This window comes from Caulobacter sp. NIBR1757 (genome assembly GCF_027912495.1).
Taxonomy (GTDB): Bacteria; Pseudomonadota; Alphaproteobacteria; order Caulobacterales; family Caulobacteraceae; genus Caulobacter.
The window spans coordinates 591,814-611,851 of sequence record NZ_CP115463.1; the positions used below are offsets into that span (position 1 = coordinate 591,814).

The 20,038-nt window shown below is 67.6% G+C and carries 10 protein-coding genes and 1 tRNA gene; 7 read left to right on the plus strand and 4 right to left on the minus strand.

Features of this window, described 5'->3' with window-relative positions:
* Positions 1-5: 5 nt before the first annotated feature.
* From O5I81_RS02840 to O5I81_RS02850, 3 genes are read right to left on the minus strand one after another with little or no spacing between them, the layout of a single operon-like run.
* Positions 6-1,976 (minus strand): DNA/RNA non-specific endonuclease, encoded by a 1,971-nt coding sequence (locus O5I81_RS02840; protein ID WP_271067430.1) that lies wholly within the window; start codon positions 1,974-1,976, stop codon positions 6-8.
* 1 nt (position 1,977) lies between these two features.
* Positions 1,978-4,992, minus strand: a complete 3,015-nt coding sequence (locus O5I81_RS02845) for an ATP-binding protein (protein ID WP_271067431.1) — start codon at positions 4,990-4,992, stop codon at positions 1,978-1,980.
* Positions 4,989-6,803, minus strand: coding sequence for a trypsin-like peptidase domain-containing protein (locus tag O5I81_RS02850; RefSeq protein ID WP_271067432.1), 1,815 nt, complete (start codon positions 6,801-6,803; stop codon positions 4,989-4,991). Before O5I81_RS02850 ends, O5I81_RS02845 begins: the two co-directional genes overlap by 4 nt.
* A 571-nt stretch (positions 6,804-7,374) precedes the next feature.
* On the opposite strand from O5I81_RS02850, the gene O5I81_RS02855 reads away from it, so the two are divergent.
* The 7 genes from O5I81_RS02855 (at position 7,375) to O5I81_RS02885 (ending at position 19,657) form a co-directional block, all read left to right on the plus strand.
* Entirely contained in the window at positions 7,375-8,856 is a 1,482-nt protein-coding gene (locus O5I81_RS02855; RefSeq protein WP_271067433.1) for a hypothetical protein, read from the plus strand.
* The gene (locus tag O5I81_RS02860) at positions 8,853-10,562 is read left to right on the plus strand and encodes a hypothetical protein (protein ID WP_271067434.1); all 1,710 of its coding nucleotides are present in this window, start codon (positions 8,853-8,855) and stop codon (positions 10,560-10,562) included. The genes O5I81_RS02855 and O5I81_RS02860 overlap by 4 nt, the downstream gene beginning before the upstream one ends.
* Before the next feature lie 68 nt (positions 10,563-10,630).
* Complete coding sequence (locus O5I81_RS02865) at positions 10,631-12,118, plus strand: hypothetical protein (protein ID WP_271067435.1); 1,488 nt, start codon at positions 10,631-10,633, stop codon at positions 12,116-12,118.
* A gap of 21 nt (positions 12,119-12,139) precedes the next feature.
* Positions 12,140-13,822 carry a hypothetical protein gene (locus tag O5I81_RS02870; RefSeq protein ID WP_271067436.1) on the plus strand — a complete coding sequence of 561 codons (1,683 nt, stop codon included), beginning with the start codon at positions 12,140-12,142 and terminating at the stop codon, positions 13,820-13,822.
* The gene (locus O5I81_RS02875) at positions 13,819-16,680 is read left to right on the plus strand and encodes a hypothetical protein (RefSeq protein WP_271067437.1); all 2,862 of its coding nucleotides are present in this window, start codon (positions 13,819-13,821) and stop codon (positions 16,678-16,680) included. The genes O5I81_RS02870 and O5I81_RS02875 overlap by 4 nt, the downstream gene beginning before the upstream one ends.
* Positions 16,680-19,286, plus strand: coding sequence for a hypothetical protein (locus O5I81_RS02880; protein WP_271067438.1), 2,607 nt, complete (start codon positions 16,680-16,682; stop codon positions 19,284-19,286). Before O5I81_RS02875 ends, O5I81_RS02880 begins: the two co-directional genes overlap by 1 nt.
* Positions 19,283-19,657, plus strand: coding sequence for a hypothetical protein (locus O5I81_RS02885; RefSeq protein WP_271067439.1), 375 nt, complete (start codon positions 19,283-19,285; stop codon positions 19,655-19,657). The genes O5I81_RS02880 and O5I81_RS02885 overlap by 4 nt, the downstream gene beginning before the upstream one ends.
* 255 nt (positions 19,658-19,912) lie before the next feature.
* Here O5I81_RS02885 and O5I81_RS02890 read toward each other — a convergent pair.
* Positions 19,913-20,002, minus strand: a tRNA-Ser gene (locus tag O5I81_RS02890).
* Positions 20,003-20,038 lie beyond the last annotated feature (36 nt).

The following is a 20,038-nucleotide window of genomic DNA, read 5'->3' on the forward strand; positions in this document are numbered from 1 at the left end:
GCTCGCTAAAGCTGGATGTCGGCCAGGCTTTCGATCGACAGCACCACCGGCTCGTCGCTTTTCAGCGCCTCGCGGGTCTCCGCGGTGTGGGCAAGGGGGTCGGCATCGACGTAGACGCCGAAATCGTAGCCCGTGGCCTCGGCCAGATCCTTCACCGACAGCTGGAAGGTGCGGTAGGCGCCCAGGGTGAAGCCTTCCAGCGCCTCGGTGCGCGAGCGGTCCTCCATCAGCTTGCGGATCAGCTGCCCCTGGCTGAGGAGATAGGCGGTGGCGTGCAGTCCAGCGCCCTCCGCGTCGAGGGTCACCACCAGCTTCCAGAACTCGATCGGGGCCAGCGCGCCGTCGATCTCGATCAGATCCTCGCCGTCGTCGGCCGAGGGCACGACCGGACCGGTGAAGACGCATGCCCGGAAGCCGTGGGTGCGGGCGCTGTCCAGGATGTAGTTCTCCAGCCCCTGCCAAAGGGTCTTGCCCTGGTTCAGGGCGGAGTGTTGGGCGCAAGCGTTGACGTAGTGAAAGGTGTCGTCATTGGCGAGCTGGGCTTCCGATTCGTCGCCATTGGTCGACCAGTTGGGATCCTCGCGCCGCACCATGTGGCCGCGGTCGATCTTCAGGTCCTTGAAGTTGGCCGCCTTCAGCTGGATCTTCTCGTCGATCCGCCCGTCGAGGAACCACTGGTCGGCCTCGCGCTTGATCCGCACCGACCGCGCGCCATCGATGTTCACCGCGGTGATCAGCGGCATGCGGTGTTCGCCGGAATACTTGAGGCCGAAGTGGGTGTAGCGGAGTTCGTTCGGCTCCTCGGGCTCCGGCTGGGGTTTGGCCAGGGCTTCATTCAGGCCTGCCGGTAGCCCCGGCCATGGGGTCTTCGCCTTTTCCAGGAAATCGGTGTCGAAGCCCTTGCGGTCCTTGAAATGCCCGGCCGCGTGACGCCCATCTGCCTTGCCTTCGGCGCGGGTTTCGTTGCGGCTGAGCAGGCGGTCGCCCACCGGCCGTTCGCCGGCGACGAGGGCCTTCAGGGTCACGACGCCAACGGCCGTATTCTGCTTGCCGTAGACGCCCGAGAAGTGGAGGCCGACGACCTTGCCGTCGTTATCCAGGCTGATCACCGGCGAGCCGGAATTGCCGCCCAGGCTGGTGCAGTCGTAAGTGAGCTGGGCGCCGTCGCCCAGCACCTGCATCACTCGGCCAGGCGCGAAGCGTTTCACCTCATAGAGGTCGCGGAAGTAGCGAGCCTGGTCGGAATCATCGTTGCGGGAGTCGTAGGCCGGGTAGCCGATCAGGGCGACCAGTTCGCCAGGCGCCGCGGGCCGCTCGCTGAGTTCGAGGGGGGTCGGGATATCCGGGGCGGTCAGGCGCAGCAGGGCGACGTCGGCGCTGAAGTCGTCGGCCAGGTATTCGATGCCGCTGACGCGGACGGTGGCGCTGGTGTCGCCGGCCTTGCTGTCGATCTCCTCGTTGAAGTCGATGGCCGCGCCGCAGCGGGCGCCGCTGAGCGAGCGCAGGAAGACCGCCTGGCCGCCCGCCGCCCGCCGGGCGACGATTTTGGCCACGTGCCGGTTGGTGACCACCAGGCCCGAGCCGTTGGCCCGATCGACCACCCAGCCTGTGCCGCCCCAGCTCATGCTGGCGTTGAAGAACTCGATGCGGCCCACCGACGGAATCCAGCGCTCCTGGGCCTTGATCTTCACGTCGATGTCGGCGGGGAACTCGGTCAGCGGCTCGAGGACGACCTTCTGGTTGCGCACCAGGAGGGGCGGGCGGCCGTAGCGCTGGACGATGGCCTCCAGCGCGGCGACGCTGCCCACGGCGGACTCCAGCGTCGCCTTGTCTTGCGCCACCGTCGACAGCGCCGCGTTGGACATGGCGCCCTGCAGCGCCGGCGGCAACCGGCCCTCCTCGACCTTGCGGCGGATCGTTTCGCGCAGTTCCGGGGTCAAGCGCCGCTTGACGCTCTCCAGTCTTTCCTCGTCCACGTCACACCTCCATCAGGTTGTTGCAGATCATCACGGCCAGGGCTGGCGCGAAGGCCGACGGGACCCCTCGCCGCAGAAGCAGGGCGACCATCGTCTCCGGGCCATCGGCGGCGTCGGGCCGCGGCAGGGTGAGACGACCCAGGAGGGTATCGAGCACCGGACGGCCGTACTCACCCTCGGGATTCCAGGCTTCCAGCTGCGCCAGGCAGGCCCATCGCAGGTCCGACTCGGCCAACAGCTGGCCGGTCCGCTCACGCATGGTCTCGTCTGGTCGCGGCCGTCCGCGCCAGCGGGCCGGCGTCGCCGTGTATCCCCAGGTTCCGGCCATGGTCCGCCGCCAGCGCTCGGCGGCGCGGGCGATGAGGCGCAGGTCAGGATCCCGGCGCAGGAAGGCGGCGGCCTGCGCCCATTCGGCGAACAGGCCGATGTCGGCCAGGTCGGTGATCGGATGACCGCTCTTCATGGCGGCGTTGGGGCCACTGAGCGAGGGCGTCCTCAGCACCCCGGCCACGGCGGCGCGGGCCTGGTCCAGCAGTCCGCCATGACCGTCGGCGAGCGCCAGGTTCGCGGCCAGGGCGGCGTAGGGGTTGAGGACCGCCAGCAGTCGCGCATGACCCCGCACGTCGAAACTGGGCAGCCGGTTGAGAATGCGCTGGCGGCCCAGGGAGACCGCCATCTCGGCCTCCGAGGCGAAATGGTCGTCGATCCATAGCGACCAGGCCGCCGCGACGACATCGACATCCTCGCGGCTGGGCGCGCGGAGGTAGGGCCAGTCGTTGGTCGATGGACGCAACAGGAAGGCCACTGTCCCGTGCCGGGCCCCGTTGTCGCTGGCGGCCACGGCGGCTTCCACCAGCGCCTCGGGAGCCCCATGGGCCTTCAAGGCCGGGCGTAGCATCCGTGGCGAGAATTCGGCCCGCATCTCCAGCCGCGCCAGCGCCAGCACCGGGGGCATCGCCTTCAGGTCCGCATCGCCTTCGGCCAGAAGGTCGCGCTCGTTCAGCCAGCGCCGGGCCTCGGCCCACCGCCCGGCCCGCCAGAGGAAGGCGCGCACGGCGTCGGCCGCGTCGGACAGCGGATCCAGGGCGCGCGCCTCGAGCACCCGGTTGATGACGTCCTGGCCTTCCTGCCAGTCCTGCCGCTCGATCAGCGCCTGCACTTCGCGGGCCAGGGCGGTGTCGTCGCCCATCTGGACGCCGGAGGCGCGGAAGGCCTCGGTGCGCCGGCCGCCGGCCTGCAGGACCAGGACGCGGGCCTCGTCCGGCAGTTCCGACAGCATCTCCTCGTCGATGAGAGAGGCGACCTCCGGGGCCAGGGTGACCGGCGCTGGCCGGGTGCGCATCAGCTGCAGCCGGTGATAGGCGGCCTCGGCCTCCCAACCGGGGCCTCGGGCGGCGAACCAGCGGGCGGCGGCTTCGTCGATGCGGGCGCACTGGCTGGGCGAGGTGCGGTAGAGGAGCGGCAGCAGCAGGCCGCGCATATCGGATCGGTGCTTGATGAACCCGGCCGCGTCGGGGTGGGGATCGACCAGCCAGTGGTGGCTTGTCAGTTCGTCGAACAGCCTCGTCGCCGTCGCCTCCGTCATCCCCTTCAGGCCCAGCGCCGGCGCCAGCACCTCGAGAATGACGGCCGGGCTGAGGCGGCGCACCACCAGGCCGGGATGAGCCAGCTTCTTGAGCATTGGATCATCGATGCGCGAGAGCAGGAAGCGGTAGAGGAAGGCGGCCTCCACCGCTTTGCCGCCCTTGCGGCGCGGCAGGTTGGCGGCTCCCAGGCGGCGGACGATCTCGGCGGCCAGCCTGAGCTTCAACGGGCTGCCGTCGGCGATGGCGAGGATGTCGGAGACCGCGCCGGGCGGGACATCCAGCCGCTTCAGGAACGCCCTGGCGGCCTGGTCCTCCAGCCCGGGCAGAGTCAACGGCGTCTCAAAGCGGTCCTTGCAGCTGTCGAGGGCGTCGCCACGTCCGCTGGCGATCACCCGCAGGGGCGGAAAGCCGGCCGTCAGCAGGTCGTCCAGCCAGTCGAACAGGGCCCGGGGGTGCGTCTCGCCCCGGCCGCGCAGCACCTCCAGCGTGTCGAGCACAACCAGGGCCGGCCGGCCCGATGCGGTCGCTACCTCGCCGATCTTGCGGGCCAGGTCGAGGGGCGTGACACCGCGGCGGGAGGCGGACTCGCCGCCTCCGTCGGTCGCCGCCGCCTCCAGTCGAGCGGTCATCAGTTCGCTCGACCCGGTGGTCAGTTGCTCGGCCACTTGCCGCGCCGCCTCCATGGTCAGCCCGACCCGGTCGGTAGCCTCCAGTCCGGCCCGGTCGAAGTCGAGCCGCAAGATCAGGGGATCGCACCCGGTGCTGAATTCACGAACCGCCTTGGCCATCAGCGAGGACTTGCCGATGCCCGGTGCGCCAGTGATGAACAGGCATCGCACCGGCGGCGCAGTGAACGGCTTGTCGAGCCAGGTGGCGATGGCCAATCGCTCCTGGTCGCGGCCGTAGAAGCCGCGCTCGTCGACCTTGTCCAGCCGTTCACGCCGGTCCAGTTGGGATATTGCCGAACGTGCCGCGAAGAGCAGGTCCTTGGCGGGCGCGAACTCGCCGGCCCAGTTCAGGGCCACCACGATCCGCTCCAGCAGGCGCCGCGGGGTCGGCCCCGACACCGCGGCTTGCACGGCCTCGCGCGAAAAGGGGCCCAGACCCTGCAGGGCGTTCAGCAGGTCGCGGGCGTCGTCGCCGAGAGGCTGGTCCCGCCGGCGGGCGATGGCCGCCGTCAGCTGACCGGCCATGGACAGAGACCGCAGGACAGCGATGCGCTCCGTGGTCCGCATGAGCCAGTGGCCGCCGGTCCCGGGCGGACTGGTGTCGCATTCCACGGCCAGGCGCGAGGCGACCATAGCCACTTCGCCCGGGTTGGCGGCCAGTCCCTCTGGCAGGGCGTCCAGTGGCTCGAACGGCCCCGACAGGGCGGCGTAGACCTGGGCCGATTCCATCGGCGTTTCGAGCCCCTCGGCCACGGGCGTCATGACCCGGCTCCCGTCAGGGGCGACTGGGACGGCGGGCCGGGCGGCAGGGCCAGCAGACGCGGCTGCAGCCGGCGGCTGACCTCCGCCCCCATCCATGGCCGATAAAGACCGCCGACCTCGAGCAGTCCGTCCAGGGCTTCGTCGGCCAGTTCGTCGATCCGTTCTGGGCTGGCGGCGGCGCGCAGGCCGTCGATCGCGCGCTCGATCAGCAGCTTGACGTCAGGACGGGAGAAGCCGGTCAGGTATTCCATCATCAGCCCCGGCGGCCCTGGGGCGCTGTCGGCCTCGAACCGGTTCTGGAACTGGGCGCCGGGCATCTGCACAGCCTCGTAGCCGGCGATCACCAGGCGCAGGTTGTCCGCGCGAAGCGCCTGGTCGATGAGGGCCCCCATGGCCCATCGCGCTTCCTCGCCAAACAGCACCACCGGATGGTCGAGGAACAGCCACAGGCGCGCCCCGGCGTTGCGGGCGACCTCGTCCATGGCCATGACGAGGCGACGGGCGCGGTCGGCGACCACGGCTTCCGGCTCAGTCTGGCCGGCCCCGGCCCCGTCCCGCGGGTCCGGCGCGGCGACGGGGAAGCCGGCTTCGCTCACTCGCCGCGCAACCTCGCCGGGCAGATCGTCCACCAGGCCGTCGAAGCCTATCCGCACCACCCGCGTCGCCGGGCTGCGGGCCGTCATCTTGTCCAGCATCTCGTAGCTGAACGGCAGGCCCGACTGATCCCTGAGCGCGTCCGCGCGCTTGATCCACAGGCCTCGCACCCGGCTGGCCGGGCGGCTGGCGGCGGCGTAGGCCGTGAAGAAGCTGTCGCGGCCGATGACCAGGGGGGTGTTGGCGGTGCCGTCCAGCGACCACAGCACGTTCGGCACGGCGTCGTCGGCGATGCGCCGTAGCAGGTCCTGGGGAAAGCGGTTGAAGGGCACCATCCGGCCGCGTGACGGGCTGGCCCGACCCTGGTGCACGCCCGCAAGAGTAAGGCTGGTGTCGAAGCAGCCGCCGCCGGAGGAGCCGCCGGCGCTGACGGCGTCATGCCCCCAGCGGGCGGTCAGGCCCTTGATGCGCGACAGCTTGCCAAAGGCGAGGCCCGAATACTTCCCCTCCGGAAAGGCGATCAGGACGATCGCCCCCGGGCCCTTCCACGGCGCCGCCTGGTCCGGGAGGGGCGCGAAACCCAGCCGGATGCCGACCGACTCCTTGAGCGGGAGCAGGGCCAGATCGTCACGACCATCCACCTCGGCGTCGTTCTCGGGCAGCTTTTGATTGTACTCGCGGCCGCTGCATGGGGTTTCGAACAGGGTGGGCAGCCCGGCCTCCAGCCGCCGACCATCGGCCAGTTCCACTTCGATCTGTCCCGGCGGCGCCGGCGGATCGTCGGGCGCCGCACCGGCGATGACATGCCAGGCGGTCAACACCGAGGTCGGTCCGACCAGGAAGCCGGACCCCTTCGGCTGCTGGTTGACAAAGACCTGACAACGGAAGGCCCGCGCCCGGCTGATGAAGGCCTGGGTGGGCTCTTCCGGGAAGGTCAGGTCCTCTATGGTGATCTTGCCGCCGGCGGCCGCCACGACACCCTGGCCCAGCAGGGCCAGGGCGAAGTCTTCCAACAGGTTCTGGCCAGCCAGATACTCGGCCCAGTATTGGGACAGGGGCTTCTTCATCACCGCGGCCGCCACCTTGATACCGTCCTGGTTCGGCAGATCGTTCTCGCGGCCGACGATCATCGCCGCCCAGGCGAGCGCGGCTTGTTCGGGGTGATCGTCGATCACCTCCGCCATGGTGACCGCGTCCCACACCGGCGTTGCAATCATTGTGCTCGGTGTATCGTCCGCCATCTCAGGCGCCTTGTTCCCCATCCCTGAAAACAACCATAACGCGTTTTATGGCCCCCTTCCAGCCGCTTAAGGCGCCGAATTGCTCCGAGCCGCAGGGCGGCGGCCGCGAGAAAAGTGACGCCGACGCTAAGATTTTTTTGGGGCTGGGAAGCCCAGGGAAAAGCAGTCCGATCGGGCTCATGCGGCGAGCTCCTGCGTATTCTTCGAGACTCCAGCCGGTTGGGCCGAAGCGTCAGCATCCGCTTGGCGGTGAGCTCCCCCTCGCCTGTGTTCGCGGGGAAACCGGACTGCATCAGCGACGCGCGGAGACGCCGTCGCAAAACGGGCTGGAAACCCGGGCGAAGCTCATCGGTGCGCCTTGCCTCTGACGTGAAACCTGGTCTGGCGTGTTCCCGAGATTTACTTGGCGCATTGAAGCAAGGTTCAATCAGACAAATTGCTTGTTGAGGTGGTTGTAGACGCTTCGGGCATTGGCGTAGGTTGTTGACTTGGACAGGCAGTTTTGACCCTGATCCCACAGCCGGGCCGAGAATGGGGGGCGCGCCTGATGGCGGACTCGAGCAACACCGACGATATCGACGCCCTCGCCAAGGACCTCGACGCCTACTTCCGCGAAAGAATTCTCGAGACAATCGTGGGGGGAGCCGGGGCGGCGATTGAGGTCTCGCTGCAGAAGTACGAGGAAAACTCCAGGGCTCAGTTCGACGGCTTGGCGGAGACTCAGGCCCTTCAGGCCGAGGGCGTCCAGACCTCGCTGTCGGGCCTGCGTTCGGACGTCCTCGGGATCAAGTTGGTGATCGAAGACGCAATGGCAGCGGCCGCAGCCGCCGATGGCCGGCGCGAAGACCAGCTGAACGAGCTGGGCCGCAGTATCGCCCCGCTAGCCACGGACGCGTCGCGCGCAGCCAATGACATGGCGGAGGTAAAGGCGGCGCAGTCTGCCCTGTCCGCCTCGGTGACGACCCTTGCGACCCGGCTGGAGGACGCCTTGGGCGAGCTGCGGGCCGCTAGCGAGACCGCAGCGCGGGCACAGCAGGCGGTAGCCGGCGAACGCAACAAGCTGCTCGATGAACTGTCCAAGATCTCAACGGCGATCGCCGCCCTGAAAGTGTCGGTCCACGCCCTGGAAAAGCCGGAGGACGCCGGGCGCGTTTTCACTGCAGACCCGGTGGCCGTCGCGGAGTCGGCCGGTCCCGCTCCAGAGGTGTTCATTGCCGAAACCCCGATCCGGCCTGACGATCAGGATGGGGATTCGGCGGAAGAGCCGCCCGAAAATGAGGTCGAGGCTGACGTCGACGGGAAATCCGAAGGTCAGGCTGATCCGCAACCTCAAGGTCAGAACGAAAACCCAGAAGGCGAGAAGCGGAATGCTGCTTCCGTATCGATACCGCTGAAGATCAAGGCCTTGTTCGAGCACTACGTGAAGGGCCCCCGAACGAGGGAGGCCGTGATCAATCTGGGTAAGTTGGCGTTTCTTGGCGCGGTGTTGGCCGGCTTGTTTCTTCTGACCGCGCCGAGAACAGCCGGGAAGAGGCAGGAGTCGGCAGCTCCGGCGGCCGCGGCGCCGGTTGCGATCGCCGAAAAGCCGGTAGATCGGGGCTGGAAGGCGATCCGGGAAGACAGCCTGCTGGTCGGCATCTGCCAGTCGGCGGCCCCGTGCGCCACGTTCAATGAGGCCTGGGAGAAGGCGACCAGTCAAAGTCCCTCAAAAGACTACGCCATTTTGCGGAAAGCGCTCAACCAACTGCGCGAGGACCGGGCCGAATGCGACTATGCGTTGGTCGGGCCGAGCGCGCCCTACCAGGCGGACGTCAAGGCGGCGTTGGCCGCGGCGGCCGTCTGCCTCAAGGAGCAGGACAAGCTCCGGACGGCCGAGCCCCCTACAGACGTTGAGCTCCGTCTGGTCACCGAAGTCATCCTGGGCGCCCTGGAGGCCAAGCCGGAGGCGGCGGTCGATGGCCAGGGGGCGGCAGCCGCTGGAGGCGGCGGAGCAGCCGAGGCCGGACTCCGGCAGGAGCCGCTGAAATGATCAGCGGCGGCGCTATGGTCAGCCCTTTCGTGACGATCGAACAGATCGTTCTCGGGCCGCGTGACCAGGGCCGCAATTATGGAGAACTGGCGGCCAGTCCCGGCCTCGCCCTGCCGGCCTCGGCCCTGGCCGCCTTGCGCGACTTCAGCCTTCGCATCGTCAGCTATGTGCCGCGGGGCGGTCAGGTGCATGCGGCCTTCAAGATATCGGAGGCGCCGGGGCCGGATCTCTGGGCCGTGATGACGACGGCGGAACGTGGCCGAATCCAGGGCAATCCGGTGATCGTGACCTGGGCGCTCATCGTGCCCCAGGCGGTGGCCGAACAGGCGCAATTCAAGATCGCGCGGTTTCTGCCCTTCGTGCCCGTCACTGACCACGCGCCGGCGCTCGGTTCCGCTCTGGAGGCCGTCCGGGTCGAGGTGAAGGCCCTGCTCGCGAAGGCGGCGAACCAGCGCACCGGCCTGATGGCGCATCTTTCCAACTTGGTGTTCAAGTTGAGGCGAGAGCCGGTTGTCCTGTCACTGATCGACGGCCTTGATCCGGTCGGCACGCTGACGCAGTTGCTCGGCATGGGCCTGCAGGCGACCAACGCGGCCGTCAGTTTCATCACCGTTCCGGCTCCGCTGAGACGATGGGACCTGGTGGTCTTTCGCGGGCATGAGTGGACGCAGGTTCGGGATGCGAAGGTCTTTGGCCTCAGCGGGCTCGCCAAGGCGGAACCGGCGGACGACGCGGACAAGGCCTGGTTCGCGTTGCTCAAGGCTATTGAAGACCGGCTCGAATGCGGCGGACCCGATGGAAGTATCGCGCTGGAGCAGGCCAGCATGCCGCTGGAGGGCGAGTCTCCCGCCGGCCGCGTGAACCGTCGGATCAACGTCTTTCTGGATAGCCAGTCCGAGGACAGACGACTGGACTGGCTCATCCGGCTGGTCCGGGCCGCGGCCAACATCGATGCAGCTGATCGCGCCGCGAAGTCGAAGACCCACGAGCGGTTCGGCGACGCCATCGTCGTCGGCGTGCTGGCCAGCCTGGAAGCGGCGGTTATGGCGTTCAGGGCCCCGGCGGCGACGATCAGCGACGGCCGGCTGGAACTGCTCGAGGCCGAACTCGCCCGGATCGACGTGGCGACGGAGAGGGTTCCGCGCCTGGTGGCGAAATGTGGCGCGGTATTCCTGCTCACGCAGGAGGTGATCGACCGCTTGGCCGAGCGGCTGGTGATCAATGTGCCGACCTTGATGATCGCGGACCTGAAGCGTGGCGCGGCGGGCCTGCCGTCGAATTTCGGCATTCTCCTTGAAACCTGGCAGGCGGCCAAGCGGCGCGGCCAGAGCCTTTGGGACCTGGGCATGCTCCTGGCCGATCGGATCGTGTGCCAGGCCTGGTCGAAACCGGTCCTGGGCCGCGTCGAGGACGAGAAAGCCCTGGGGGAGCTGCCGGACGCCCGGGCCCGAAAGCTGCTGGACGGCTACCTCGGCCTGGTGGCTAGCGAGGGCCGGGTCGACGCGGCCTGGAAGCTGCTGGACCCGGCGCAGCGAGACCCGCTGCTGGCAATGGTCGGCGAGGCGGGCACGGCGCAGCTTGTCCGCGCGGCGCGCCGACGACTGGCGGCGGCGGGGCCGATGTTGCGCGAGGATGATTTTCGGTTTTCGTTGGTGTTGCTGGCCCGGATGCAGGGCGACCTCAAGAAACAGGGTGTCTCCACGTGAAATGCGCCGCTTGCAATCACCAGTTCGATGAGCCCAGATTCGGCGGTTGCCCGCGTTGTGGCGAGCCCGTGGAAGACCTTGCGCCGCTCGCGGCCCCACCGATGATCGGCAAAGCCGCCGAAGCGCCGCAGCCGCGGCCGGAACAACGGCCGGCCGCTCCGGAGGCTCCGTCAGCGCCACCGCGGAAGTTTGAGCCAGATCTGGTCGCCCCCGATCCAGCCGCGACGGAGAACCATGTCGCCCCCAGGGCCACCCTGGACCTGCAGCGCGACCGCCCGCCCAACGGCGGCAAGCCGCAGCCTACGGCCGAAGAACCCCGCGCCTCCGAACCGCTTGCGAGGGCGGCGTCCGGGGATCCCTCCCCCGAGGCTCAGCCCGGTCGGGAAACAAAGGTTGAGAAAAACGCGTCTGCAATCATCGGCGGCCTGGACGACATCGTCGCGAACCTGTTGCGAAGCCCGAAGCGGACGTTCGCGGTAATCGGCGACTATACCGTTGGCAAGACGTTCTTCATAAAGAAAGCAACGGCCATCGCCGAGCAAAAGGGCTTCTTCCATGAAGAAATTGATGCTGACATCGGATATGAGGCCGGACCAACTATGGTGTCCGCAAGCATAAAGCGAGAAAATTCTGCTCGGGAAGCGGAAGAAATACTCGCCACGCAGAGCATTAAGATTCACGATTTCACTGGCCCAAAGGGCCAGTTCCGCATTATTGACTTGCCGGGCGAATTTTTTGATGCCGCCATGAAACTTCAGGGAGGCCTGAGCGCGGTCCACAACGACCGCGTCCAGAAGATTTATCCAGCGCTGGCGGTTTCAAGTGGCGTGATCCTGGTCGTGCCCGCGCCTGATGTCTTTCCCAAGCCGGAGTTCGATGCTTCTCCCCAACCGATGACGGATGGCGTTCCCAAGCAACAGTTGGCGGACCAGAAGGCCGAAAGGGCGGCGGGGCTAATGAATCAGGTTCGCACGGTTTGCAACCTCGTGCAGGCCAAGGAAGACGCGGGAACCATCAAGGATATTCTGGCGGCCATCTTCGCGATGTCGCGGCAGGAGCGCGCGGAATGGACGGGGGCGAACCAGGCGGCCTCTCCAAAGCCCGCCATGATCCTGCTGTCCAAGGCGGACAACTGTTTTGGTCTGGGCAAGGCGGCGCGTCTGCGGCCGGCGCCAGGTGTCTGGCCCCGCGAGGACGATCCCATGGGCAGCGTCGTGCAGACGACGGCCAGGGGCTTGGTCAACGGCTTGGTGAACGGCTTCAGCCGTTGCCGCGTGGACTACCTGACGTCCGCCGAAGGCTGCACAGCAGAAAACAAGATGCTCGACGGCTCTGAGCCCTGCCTGGGCGTTTGGTCAGCTGTGGAATGGATGCTGAAGCAGATTGACACCCCCTTGTCGGGAGAACGACCCCGCTGGTTCAGTCGTCAGGGCTTGGAGAACCTCCTCCGTCACGGACACCTTGCGCCGGACGACGCCAAGTTGACCGGATGGGTGGTCGATATGCGCAAGCGTGGCGATAGTGACTTCAAATACAATCTTGATGCGGTAGGCTGAGGAGTCTTCCAGGGGGGGCGAATGGATCAGCAGTCAGGGGTGGAAGCATCGCGGCGGCCGTCGATGAAGGGCGATGTCGCCGGTGAGCGGACCGGCCTCGACGGGGCCGACATCCCGGTCATTTCGCCGCTTCCGGTAAAGACCTTGAAGGTGCGCCTCAGCATCTGGCGCCCATTGCTGTTCGTGACGCCGGCCGCGCTGCTGCTGGTCATGATCGGCCTCTTCGTCGCGCTCGCGCCCGAACTGGGCGTCGGCGGACGGAAGACCTGGGCCAAGAACGCCGACACCCTGTGGACTCCGACCGAGGCCGCAAAGGTCGCCGACAGCGGCCTGTTCAAGGGCGCCGAGCCCGGCGATGGCCCGCCGCCCTTCGACGCTCCGGCCGACACCGGCCGTGGCGGCGTGCCCAAACGTCCCGACGGAACGACCGGAAGGGTCAGGGCTGCCTATGAGAGGGGCCGGCCGGTGATGTGGGGCCTGTGGGAGGCCTGGCGGGCCAGCAGGTCGGACGATGGATTGAGCTACGACCTGACCGCGGACGCCGAAAAAAGCCTGCATGCGGCGTTGACGCAGATGAGCGATGAGCCGCCTGGCCGCAATCCGGAGTCGTTTGCGGTCCGGTATCACCTGGCCCTGGCGATGTTCTGGCGCGGCGAATACGAAGGGGCGGACGAGGTGCTGAGCGCCGCGCGAGCCGGCGGCGCGCCGGCCTGTCCCGACAGCCAGAAGGCCGGCGGGAAAAGCCTGGAAAAGCTCGTCGGCGAGGAACCTCGCCGTCGGGGCCTGGCGATAGCCTGCTTCTGGCTGAAGGGCCGCATCGCCTTCGCCCTGGAGCGGCCGCAGGACGCCGTCCGTTACCTGGAGATCGCGCTGACCATCGCCAACGCCTCCCGCCGGGACTACGTCGGGGCCGCCGGCGACCCCGGCAAGGCGTCGCCGATCATCTCGTTCAGCGGCGATCAGCACCTGATCTCGGGATCCAGCGGCGGGCTGTGGCGAGACTATCTGGTCGCCCTGCTGTCGCAGCCGACACTGCCGGCCTGGGATCGCGACGGGGTAAGCGTGCGACAGCTGGCCAGGAAGAAGAACGCCTTCGTCGAACATCCCGACCTGGCCGCGCTGGCCAAGGTGGTCACCCTTCGGCAAAGGCGACCGGGCCAGGTCTCGACGATCGTCGCCCCCGCCACCGAGGACGCCGTCCTGACCCGCATGGCGAGCGCCGCCGACATCGTTTCGGGCAAGGAAGGGGCGGCCTTTCCGATCGGCTACGACGACGAGCTCACCCAGCAACTGCGAGACTGGCAAGCGCACAACTGTCAACGCGCGGATCTCCTGGACGGCGGCAAGACGCAGGTTTGCAAGGCCATGTCCGGCGACTTTGCCCAATGGCACAACATGAGCTGGAGGCCGGAATTCAACGCCCTTCATTCGGGCCAGGCGCCGTGGGTCTATTGGGTCCTGCTGGTCCTACGCTGGGTCGTTGCTGCGGTCCTGACCATCCTCGCCCTCCTGGCGTTCCGCGTCGGCCTGAAGGCTGTCCACTTCCGAAACCGGCGCTACAATGAGGTCTTCGGGTCGGACCACTATCTCGAATCGCTCGACGTCAGGCGGCCGCGATACGAGCCGCCGGCCGAGATACCCCAGAAGCCCAAGAGGAAGAGGGCTGCCCCCAAGCCGTCGTCGGCGAAGGGGCGGAAGCTTTGATCTTCTGGGGCCTGACCGTCTCGATCCTCATTCTGTTCGCCGCCGCCTGGCGTTCCTGGGGCGACCGCGCCAGCACGGCGATCGTGGTGATCGCCGCCCTAGTGTCACTGGCTGGCTTCATCCGGATTCTTGACAGCGGCAAAGGCCATCTCGGCGACATACGGATATCGCTACTTGGGATCGAGGTCCCTCTCGAACCGCAGCGACCCATCTACTTCGGCGGCGATCGGGCCAGCGACAGCGTGGTCATGGCGCCGAGGAACGCCGCCGACACCGGCCTGCATCCCCGGGCCGTTCGGGTCGCCACCGACGCGGGCGGCGGGGTCAGGATCTGGTACAATCGGCCCGATGGCGTCGGCGTCGCCGGCGTTGTCGATTGGCGGCCGGTCGGCCGTGGGCCGTTTGGCTTCAAGCCGCCGTGGCAGCGGATCGACAGCGCCGAATTCACCGAGCAAAGCCGCCTTTGCATTCCCCTCGCCCTCTCCAAGACCTCCAGGCAGGCCCGGATGGGCGCGGTGGAGCTCCGTCCCGACCGGCGCCTTGAGCTGGATGGCCAGGTCGGCTTGCGGGAGGTGCCGGCCCGCGCCGGCCCCGATCGGATATTTCCGGTGCGCATCTATGCGGCGGCACAGCCGGCCGATGTCGGACGCGGCCCGCTGGCCGCAAGCCGCACCTTCCTGTTCCGGCGCGGCGGTCGTCTCTACGTCAGCCTGCTGGACCAGGGAGCGACGGTCGTCGCCAGGGGGACGGCGTGCGTCGCGGCCAAGGCTCAGGCAACGAAGGGGCCACTCCTGAAGACGGGGGAGCCGATCGAACTGTCGTTTCGCACCCTGTCTTCGGCTGACGACTGGCTTGCCGAAGAGCGGCTGGCGAGCGGCGAGGACATGCCGCGCGTCCGCGCCCAGGAGCGGCGCAGCCTGACGTTGGATCTGCCGGCGCCCGATCCCGAGGCCGCCCGACGCGGCAAGGCCGCCCGAATGGCGGTGAAGTTCAATCAGCCCGAAGCCCTGGTGCTGAAGGCCGACGACATCCTTTCCGCCCTGCCGACGGGAAGCAACGCGCGGGTCCGAATTCTGCTGAACGATCCCTCTAGCCTCGGAAGCAGCCCCGACGTCGCCGCCCTTTCCCTGCGCAGTATCGGTCGCCCGGTCCTTCGGGACATTCTCCAACGTATCGAACTGGATGGCGGCCATAGGTTTTTCGTGGCGGGAGACGAGCGGCAGAACATGCCGTTGACCTTTGGCGACAGTATCGACCTCGGCATCGGTGCGACGGCTAAGTTGCAGGTGGAGCGGGTCGATTGGCGCTGGGGGCCATTCCTGGGCTTGTGGCTCCTCGCCCCTGCGGCGCTGCTGGCCAGCGTCGCCGGCACGTGGCGTTGGCGGCGGCAGTCCGCCCCGGCCTTCATCATCCTTTCGCTGGGCGACTTCCTGCTGCTGACGAGGCTGTTGATCGCCGTGGAGGGGGCCGCCATCGACACCCGTCCGCAGATTGCCGCCACCGTTCCGGCCGCCCTGCTGGCCCTGGCCGCCATGCCTTTCGTGTTCAGCGCCCTCGCGCCGGACCGCCTGCGGCAGGCCAGAAGCGTCGTCCTGGCCCAGGCCCTGTTTGTCGCCCTGGTCGCCGCCCACCTGCTTCTGTTCAACGGCGGCGTGCGGCTGGCCGCCGCTGCGCCGCTAGGGCTAGCGCTTCTGGCGCTGGCTTGGGCCCTGGGCGGCGACCAGCGAAGAGCTGCGGCCGTCGAAGCGGTTCGTGGGACTTGGCGCCAGGCGCAGAACCTGGTCGGTGGGGGGCTGCTGAGCTTCTATCAGTATGGCCGCGAGCGCCTCGGATCTCCGGCCCGGCCGTATGCGCCCGCCGGGCGGTCCTTCGCCGGACTGCTTCTGCTGCTGGCTTTGATGCTCGTCCTGCGGCTCCTGCCCGAAAGGTTCGCGATCGGCGGCAACGTCGCCGTGGTCTACACCGCCTTGATGGTTTTCCTCTGGGCCCTGGCGCTTGCCCAGTTCGTCGTCAGGCCGACCTTGCTACGCGTCCTTGTTGCCGGCCTTCTGGTGGCGGCGCCGCTGGCGCTCTCCCTGTTTCAGGACAAGGGTTACGCGATCGTCTACCTCCTGCCGATGCTGCTCTTCGCCCTTGTGCTGGCGGCTTGGCGCGAGCCCGCGAAGGGCTTTTGGCGCACGCGCATCGCCCTAATGCTGCCGGCCATCCTTGGCGCGGGGCTGCTCGTTCTGGCCCAGGTGAACTCGGCCGCTCCGGCGGCCAGCGAGTGGCCGGCTCCCGATGAACACAGCGAACAGGCCACCGCAAAGCGTCTCGAACTGCTTGAGAAGGCCGTCAAGGCCGAGCGCCAGGATCTGCGGTTCCAGGCCTTCTGGAAGCCGCAGGGACTGGCAGAGAAGGGTACACTCGACGCCGAAGGGCTGCGCTTGGCGAAACAGGTCTGGACCGAATACGCCTCGCAGGGCTTCTTAGGCCGCGGCTACCTCAACCTTCCCGAGCCGGGCGAGCTTCGCCGCTATCACCTGTCAGACAACCTCGCCGCCGTTCACCTGTTGGCGCCCTTCGGCCGGGGTGGCGCGGCCGCCTTTCTGCTCGTGCTGGCCGCCGCGGCGATGGGACTGGCCTGGCGGGTCCGCCATGCTATCGGCGGCGACTGGCCGGGGGCGACCGACCTTGTCGGACTGCTCAGCCTATGGACCATGTTCGGAGCCAGCGCCTACATGGTGCTGGCCAACCTGAATTACATCTTCTTCACCGGCCGAAACGTCCTGCTGTTGTCGGCCTACTCGCCGAGCGATTTGATGGAAGGCGCCGCCCTGCTGATGCTGGCCCTCGTCACCCTCGGGTGGAGGCGATGATGTCACGACTCTGGCTGTTCCTGATCATGGCCGCCCTGCCGATGGCGATTGTCGTCGTGGTCGCCCTGCCGAGCCCTTCCGGCGCCAACAGTTCGGCCTTCGAACCCGTCGGCTACACCCGGGTCGTGAGGGACGTCTTCGCGGCGGAGAGCTTTCTTGTCCGTGGCGAGGGCGACGAGCAGGTCGTCCGGCTGCAGAACAACTTCGACCGCGCCGCCCCTAAGGCCGTCGTAGACTTCTACCGGCAGTCCTCACTGCGCCGGGATATCGCGCTCAACGACGCCAAGCTTTGGCGGTTCGACGGCAAGCTGATCGGCTTTGCCGCCGGCGCCCAGGCCGTGCCTTCCCCCTTCGCCGCCGACGGCTGGCGAGGGCGCCTCGACGCCCGGGACACCAGCCGCGGCGCCGTGTTGTGGGAAGGCGCGGTCGCCAGGGCAAGGCTGTCGCCGGGTTCCCTGATCGTCGAAACGGAGGCGCAACCGGTTCGCCTCGAGATTTTTGGCCGGCCCGAAGATGCGCTGGCGGCCCTGCCGGCGGGCGCGATCATTGACCTGTCCAATCCGCAGGGAACCCTGCTGGCTCGCATACGGCAGATCGGCGGCAACTCCATCATCGAGGCCAAGATCGACGGCGTCGTCTACGCCGACGCGGCCACGGAAGCCCTGTCGGCAGGCAAGGGGCGGCAGCTGTTTCCCGCTTCGATGGTGCGGATCAAGGACCCGGCCACTCGGCGCGAGGCCGTGTTCTCAGTGGGCAGCGAAATGAGGGCGTTCAGCGCGCCGCAACCTCTGGGCGGGCGGCGCACCGACCCACAGTATCGGAGCCTCGTCAGGCCCGTCGAAACAGCCCTGGATTCGGTCGTCGCGGCCTGCGCCGCCGCGGCGGAGCGATGTGACGCGCTCCGGCGGCAGTCTTTCCGCATGACCCTCGACCTCGACCTCGACCGGTCGGTAAACGCCCTCCTTCAGAGGGATCGGGCCGGCAGCGCCTTCCCCGCGGCGGTCGTGATCATGAACGCCAAGAGCGGCGACGTGCTGTCGATGGCCAGCTACGATCCCAGCGGCGCCGAGCCTCTGTGGTCCGGCCAACCGGATCCGACCCCGGTCAACTATGCCTTCATGCCGCTATCCATCGGTTCGACGGCCAAGCCGCCCGTTTCGGCGGCGATCTTGTCGAAGAACCCGGCCCTTAGGACGCTGCAGATTCACGGGTCGGCCCGGTATCTGCCGTGCGACGGCGAGCCCAAGAACTACGTGACGGCCCTGCTCGGCGTGGCGCTGGGAACCGAAGAGAACTGCGACCCCTGGATCAGCACCCAGGTGGGGGCGGGCGACTGGCTCAATTTCCGCGATTTTCTGCGGATATCATCGAACGAGTATGCGGCCAGCCTCTCGGTTCTCGCGCTCAGCCCGAACCTCGACCGGCGAGGGAATGCCGTCGGAACGCCGCTCTGGCGGCTGGGCGAGGGTCCGGCCCGGAACGATTTGCCTATTCTTCAGCAGGGGGCGCTGCACCTGGGTCCCTCCGGCCCGGCCTACGGCCGACTGCTGAACTTTCCGGACTGGCGATACAGCTTCGACGCCATGTTCGGAGCCGGCAGCACCGTGCCGGTCGGGCCCGGGCTGGCTGACTATTCGATCTGGCGGAATCTGGCCCTCGACGAAATTGATCCCCAGGCGCGGTGGCGGGAGAGCCTGGCGGCGTCGTCGCCGGCTCGTCTGGCGTTCGCCTATGACGACTCTCTCGATGTCACGAACGAATATGTCCCGATCATCCTGGGCGGCCAGAATTCGCCCTGGTCGACCGTCAAACTGGCCGAGGCCTATGCGCGTCTGGTGACCGGCTCGGCGATCCGGGCGCGGCTGGTCACCGGAGCGGCCGACAATCTGCCCATGCCCGGCTATGCGACCAGCCTGCGAGCCCAGGTCTGCGACGGACTTTCCGCGGTGATGGCCGGCGGAACCGGGGCCAGCGGCGCAGGCCCCGCAGGTGTCGTCCGGGAGTGGCGAGGTCAACCCGGCCTTCCCATCGCTCTGTTCGGCAAGACCGGCACGCCCCGCGTCGATCAGGTTTCCCCCCTGGCGCGGCGGCAGGTGGAAGCCGAAACCCGGCTGCTGAACAGCGGCTACATCGTCATGAGCGGGGGCCTGCTCGGTGTGAAGGAACACAGCGGCCTGCAGCCCGCCATCCTGCCCATGACGGCCAGGCAGGCGGCGGACGCCGCTTGGCGGCTGTCCCACGACCCCGTCGCCAAGCGGCTCCTCGCCGGCGCGTCTGCCAGCAGCGCGGCAAACCGGATTCTCAAGTTCAATACCGGTGAGGATGCTGAACGTCACCGGAACTACGAGATGACCAACGGCATACCCACGCGTGTGAAGTTGCCGGATCCGACCCAGCACAACGACGCCCATGTGCTGGCCTTCGTTGTCGCGATCTATCCTGAAGGATCCGATGGATCCTGCACGAAAAGCCAACCCGTGGCCGCCTACGCCGTCGCCATCAACATCCAGGATCCGGAGGGTGACGCCATTAGACTGGGCGGTCGAATCCTGCGGCAACTGGAAGGCAACATCCGGATCAGCCGTCGACAGGTGGCGACGCGATGAACATGCTCCGGCCGCTACATCTACTGCGACGGCTGGCCGGGTCCGGCCCGATCCTCTTCATCGCGCTGGCCGGAGCCCTGGTCGCGGCATCAGCCGGCTTGCAGTTGGCTCCGGCCGAGCCGCCGGCTGCTCCTTCCGGAGAGACGGTTTCCGTCGATCCCGCGGACATCAAAGCGCTGGCGGGCGGCGGCGCGCCCACCTGGGAACAGCTGAAAAAGTATTACGGGCTCAGTGACGCCCAGCTCGAACGGTCCATCCGCGCTTCGCTTGGAGCAACCGATCAGACGGGTGGAACAAAGCTCGACCTCGGACAGTATCGCAGTCAGCCCATTCCCATTGATCGGCCCGTATTGATATCCCCAAATCGTTAAAAATCGGCCGAGGTTGCTCAGCTATCAATACTATGACGCCGCCGAATAGTTTTCTGCGCAATACTCATTGGTCCCACCGGCCGCCTGGAGATCGCGGTAGCGTTGCCCGTGCTCTCGAAGGGCTGTCGGTTCGTCCGCTTCTTCTTCGAGCCGGGTATCGTCGGGATGCCCCTCATCGCTCGCTGGGGCTATCGCTGGGGTGCAATTGCATGCACGCCAAAATATCCAACTAATTCAGTGCTTGACGATGATGATTGGCGGAGAGGGTGGGATTCGAACCCACGGTACCCTTCCAGGCACGCCGCATTTCGAGTGCGGTACATTCGACCACTCTGCCACCTCTCCATATCGGTGTTGAAGGCCCGCTTAAGGCCCCCAGAG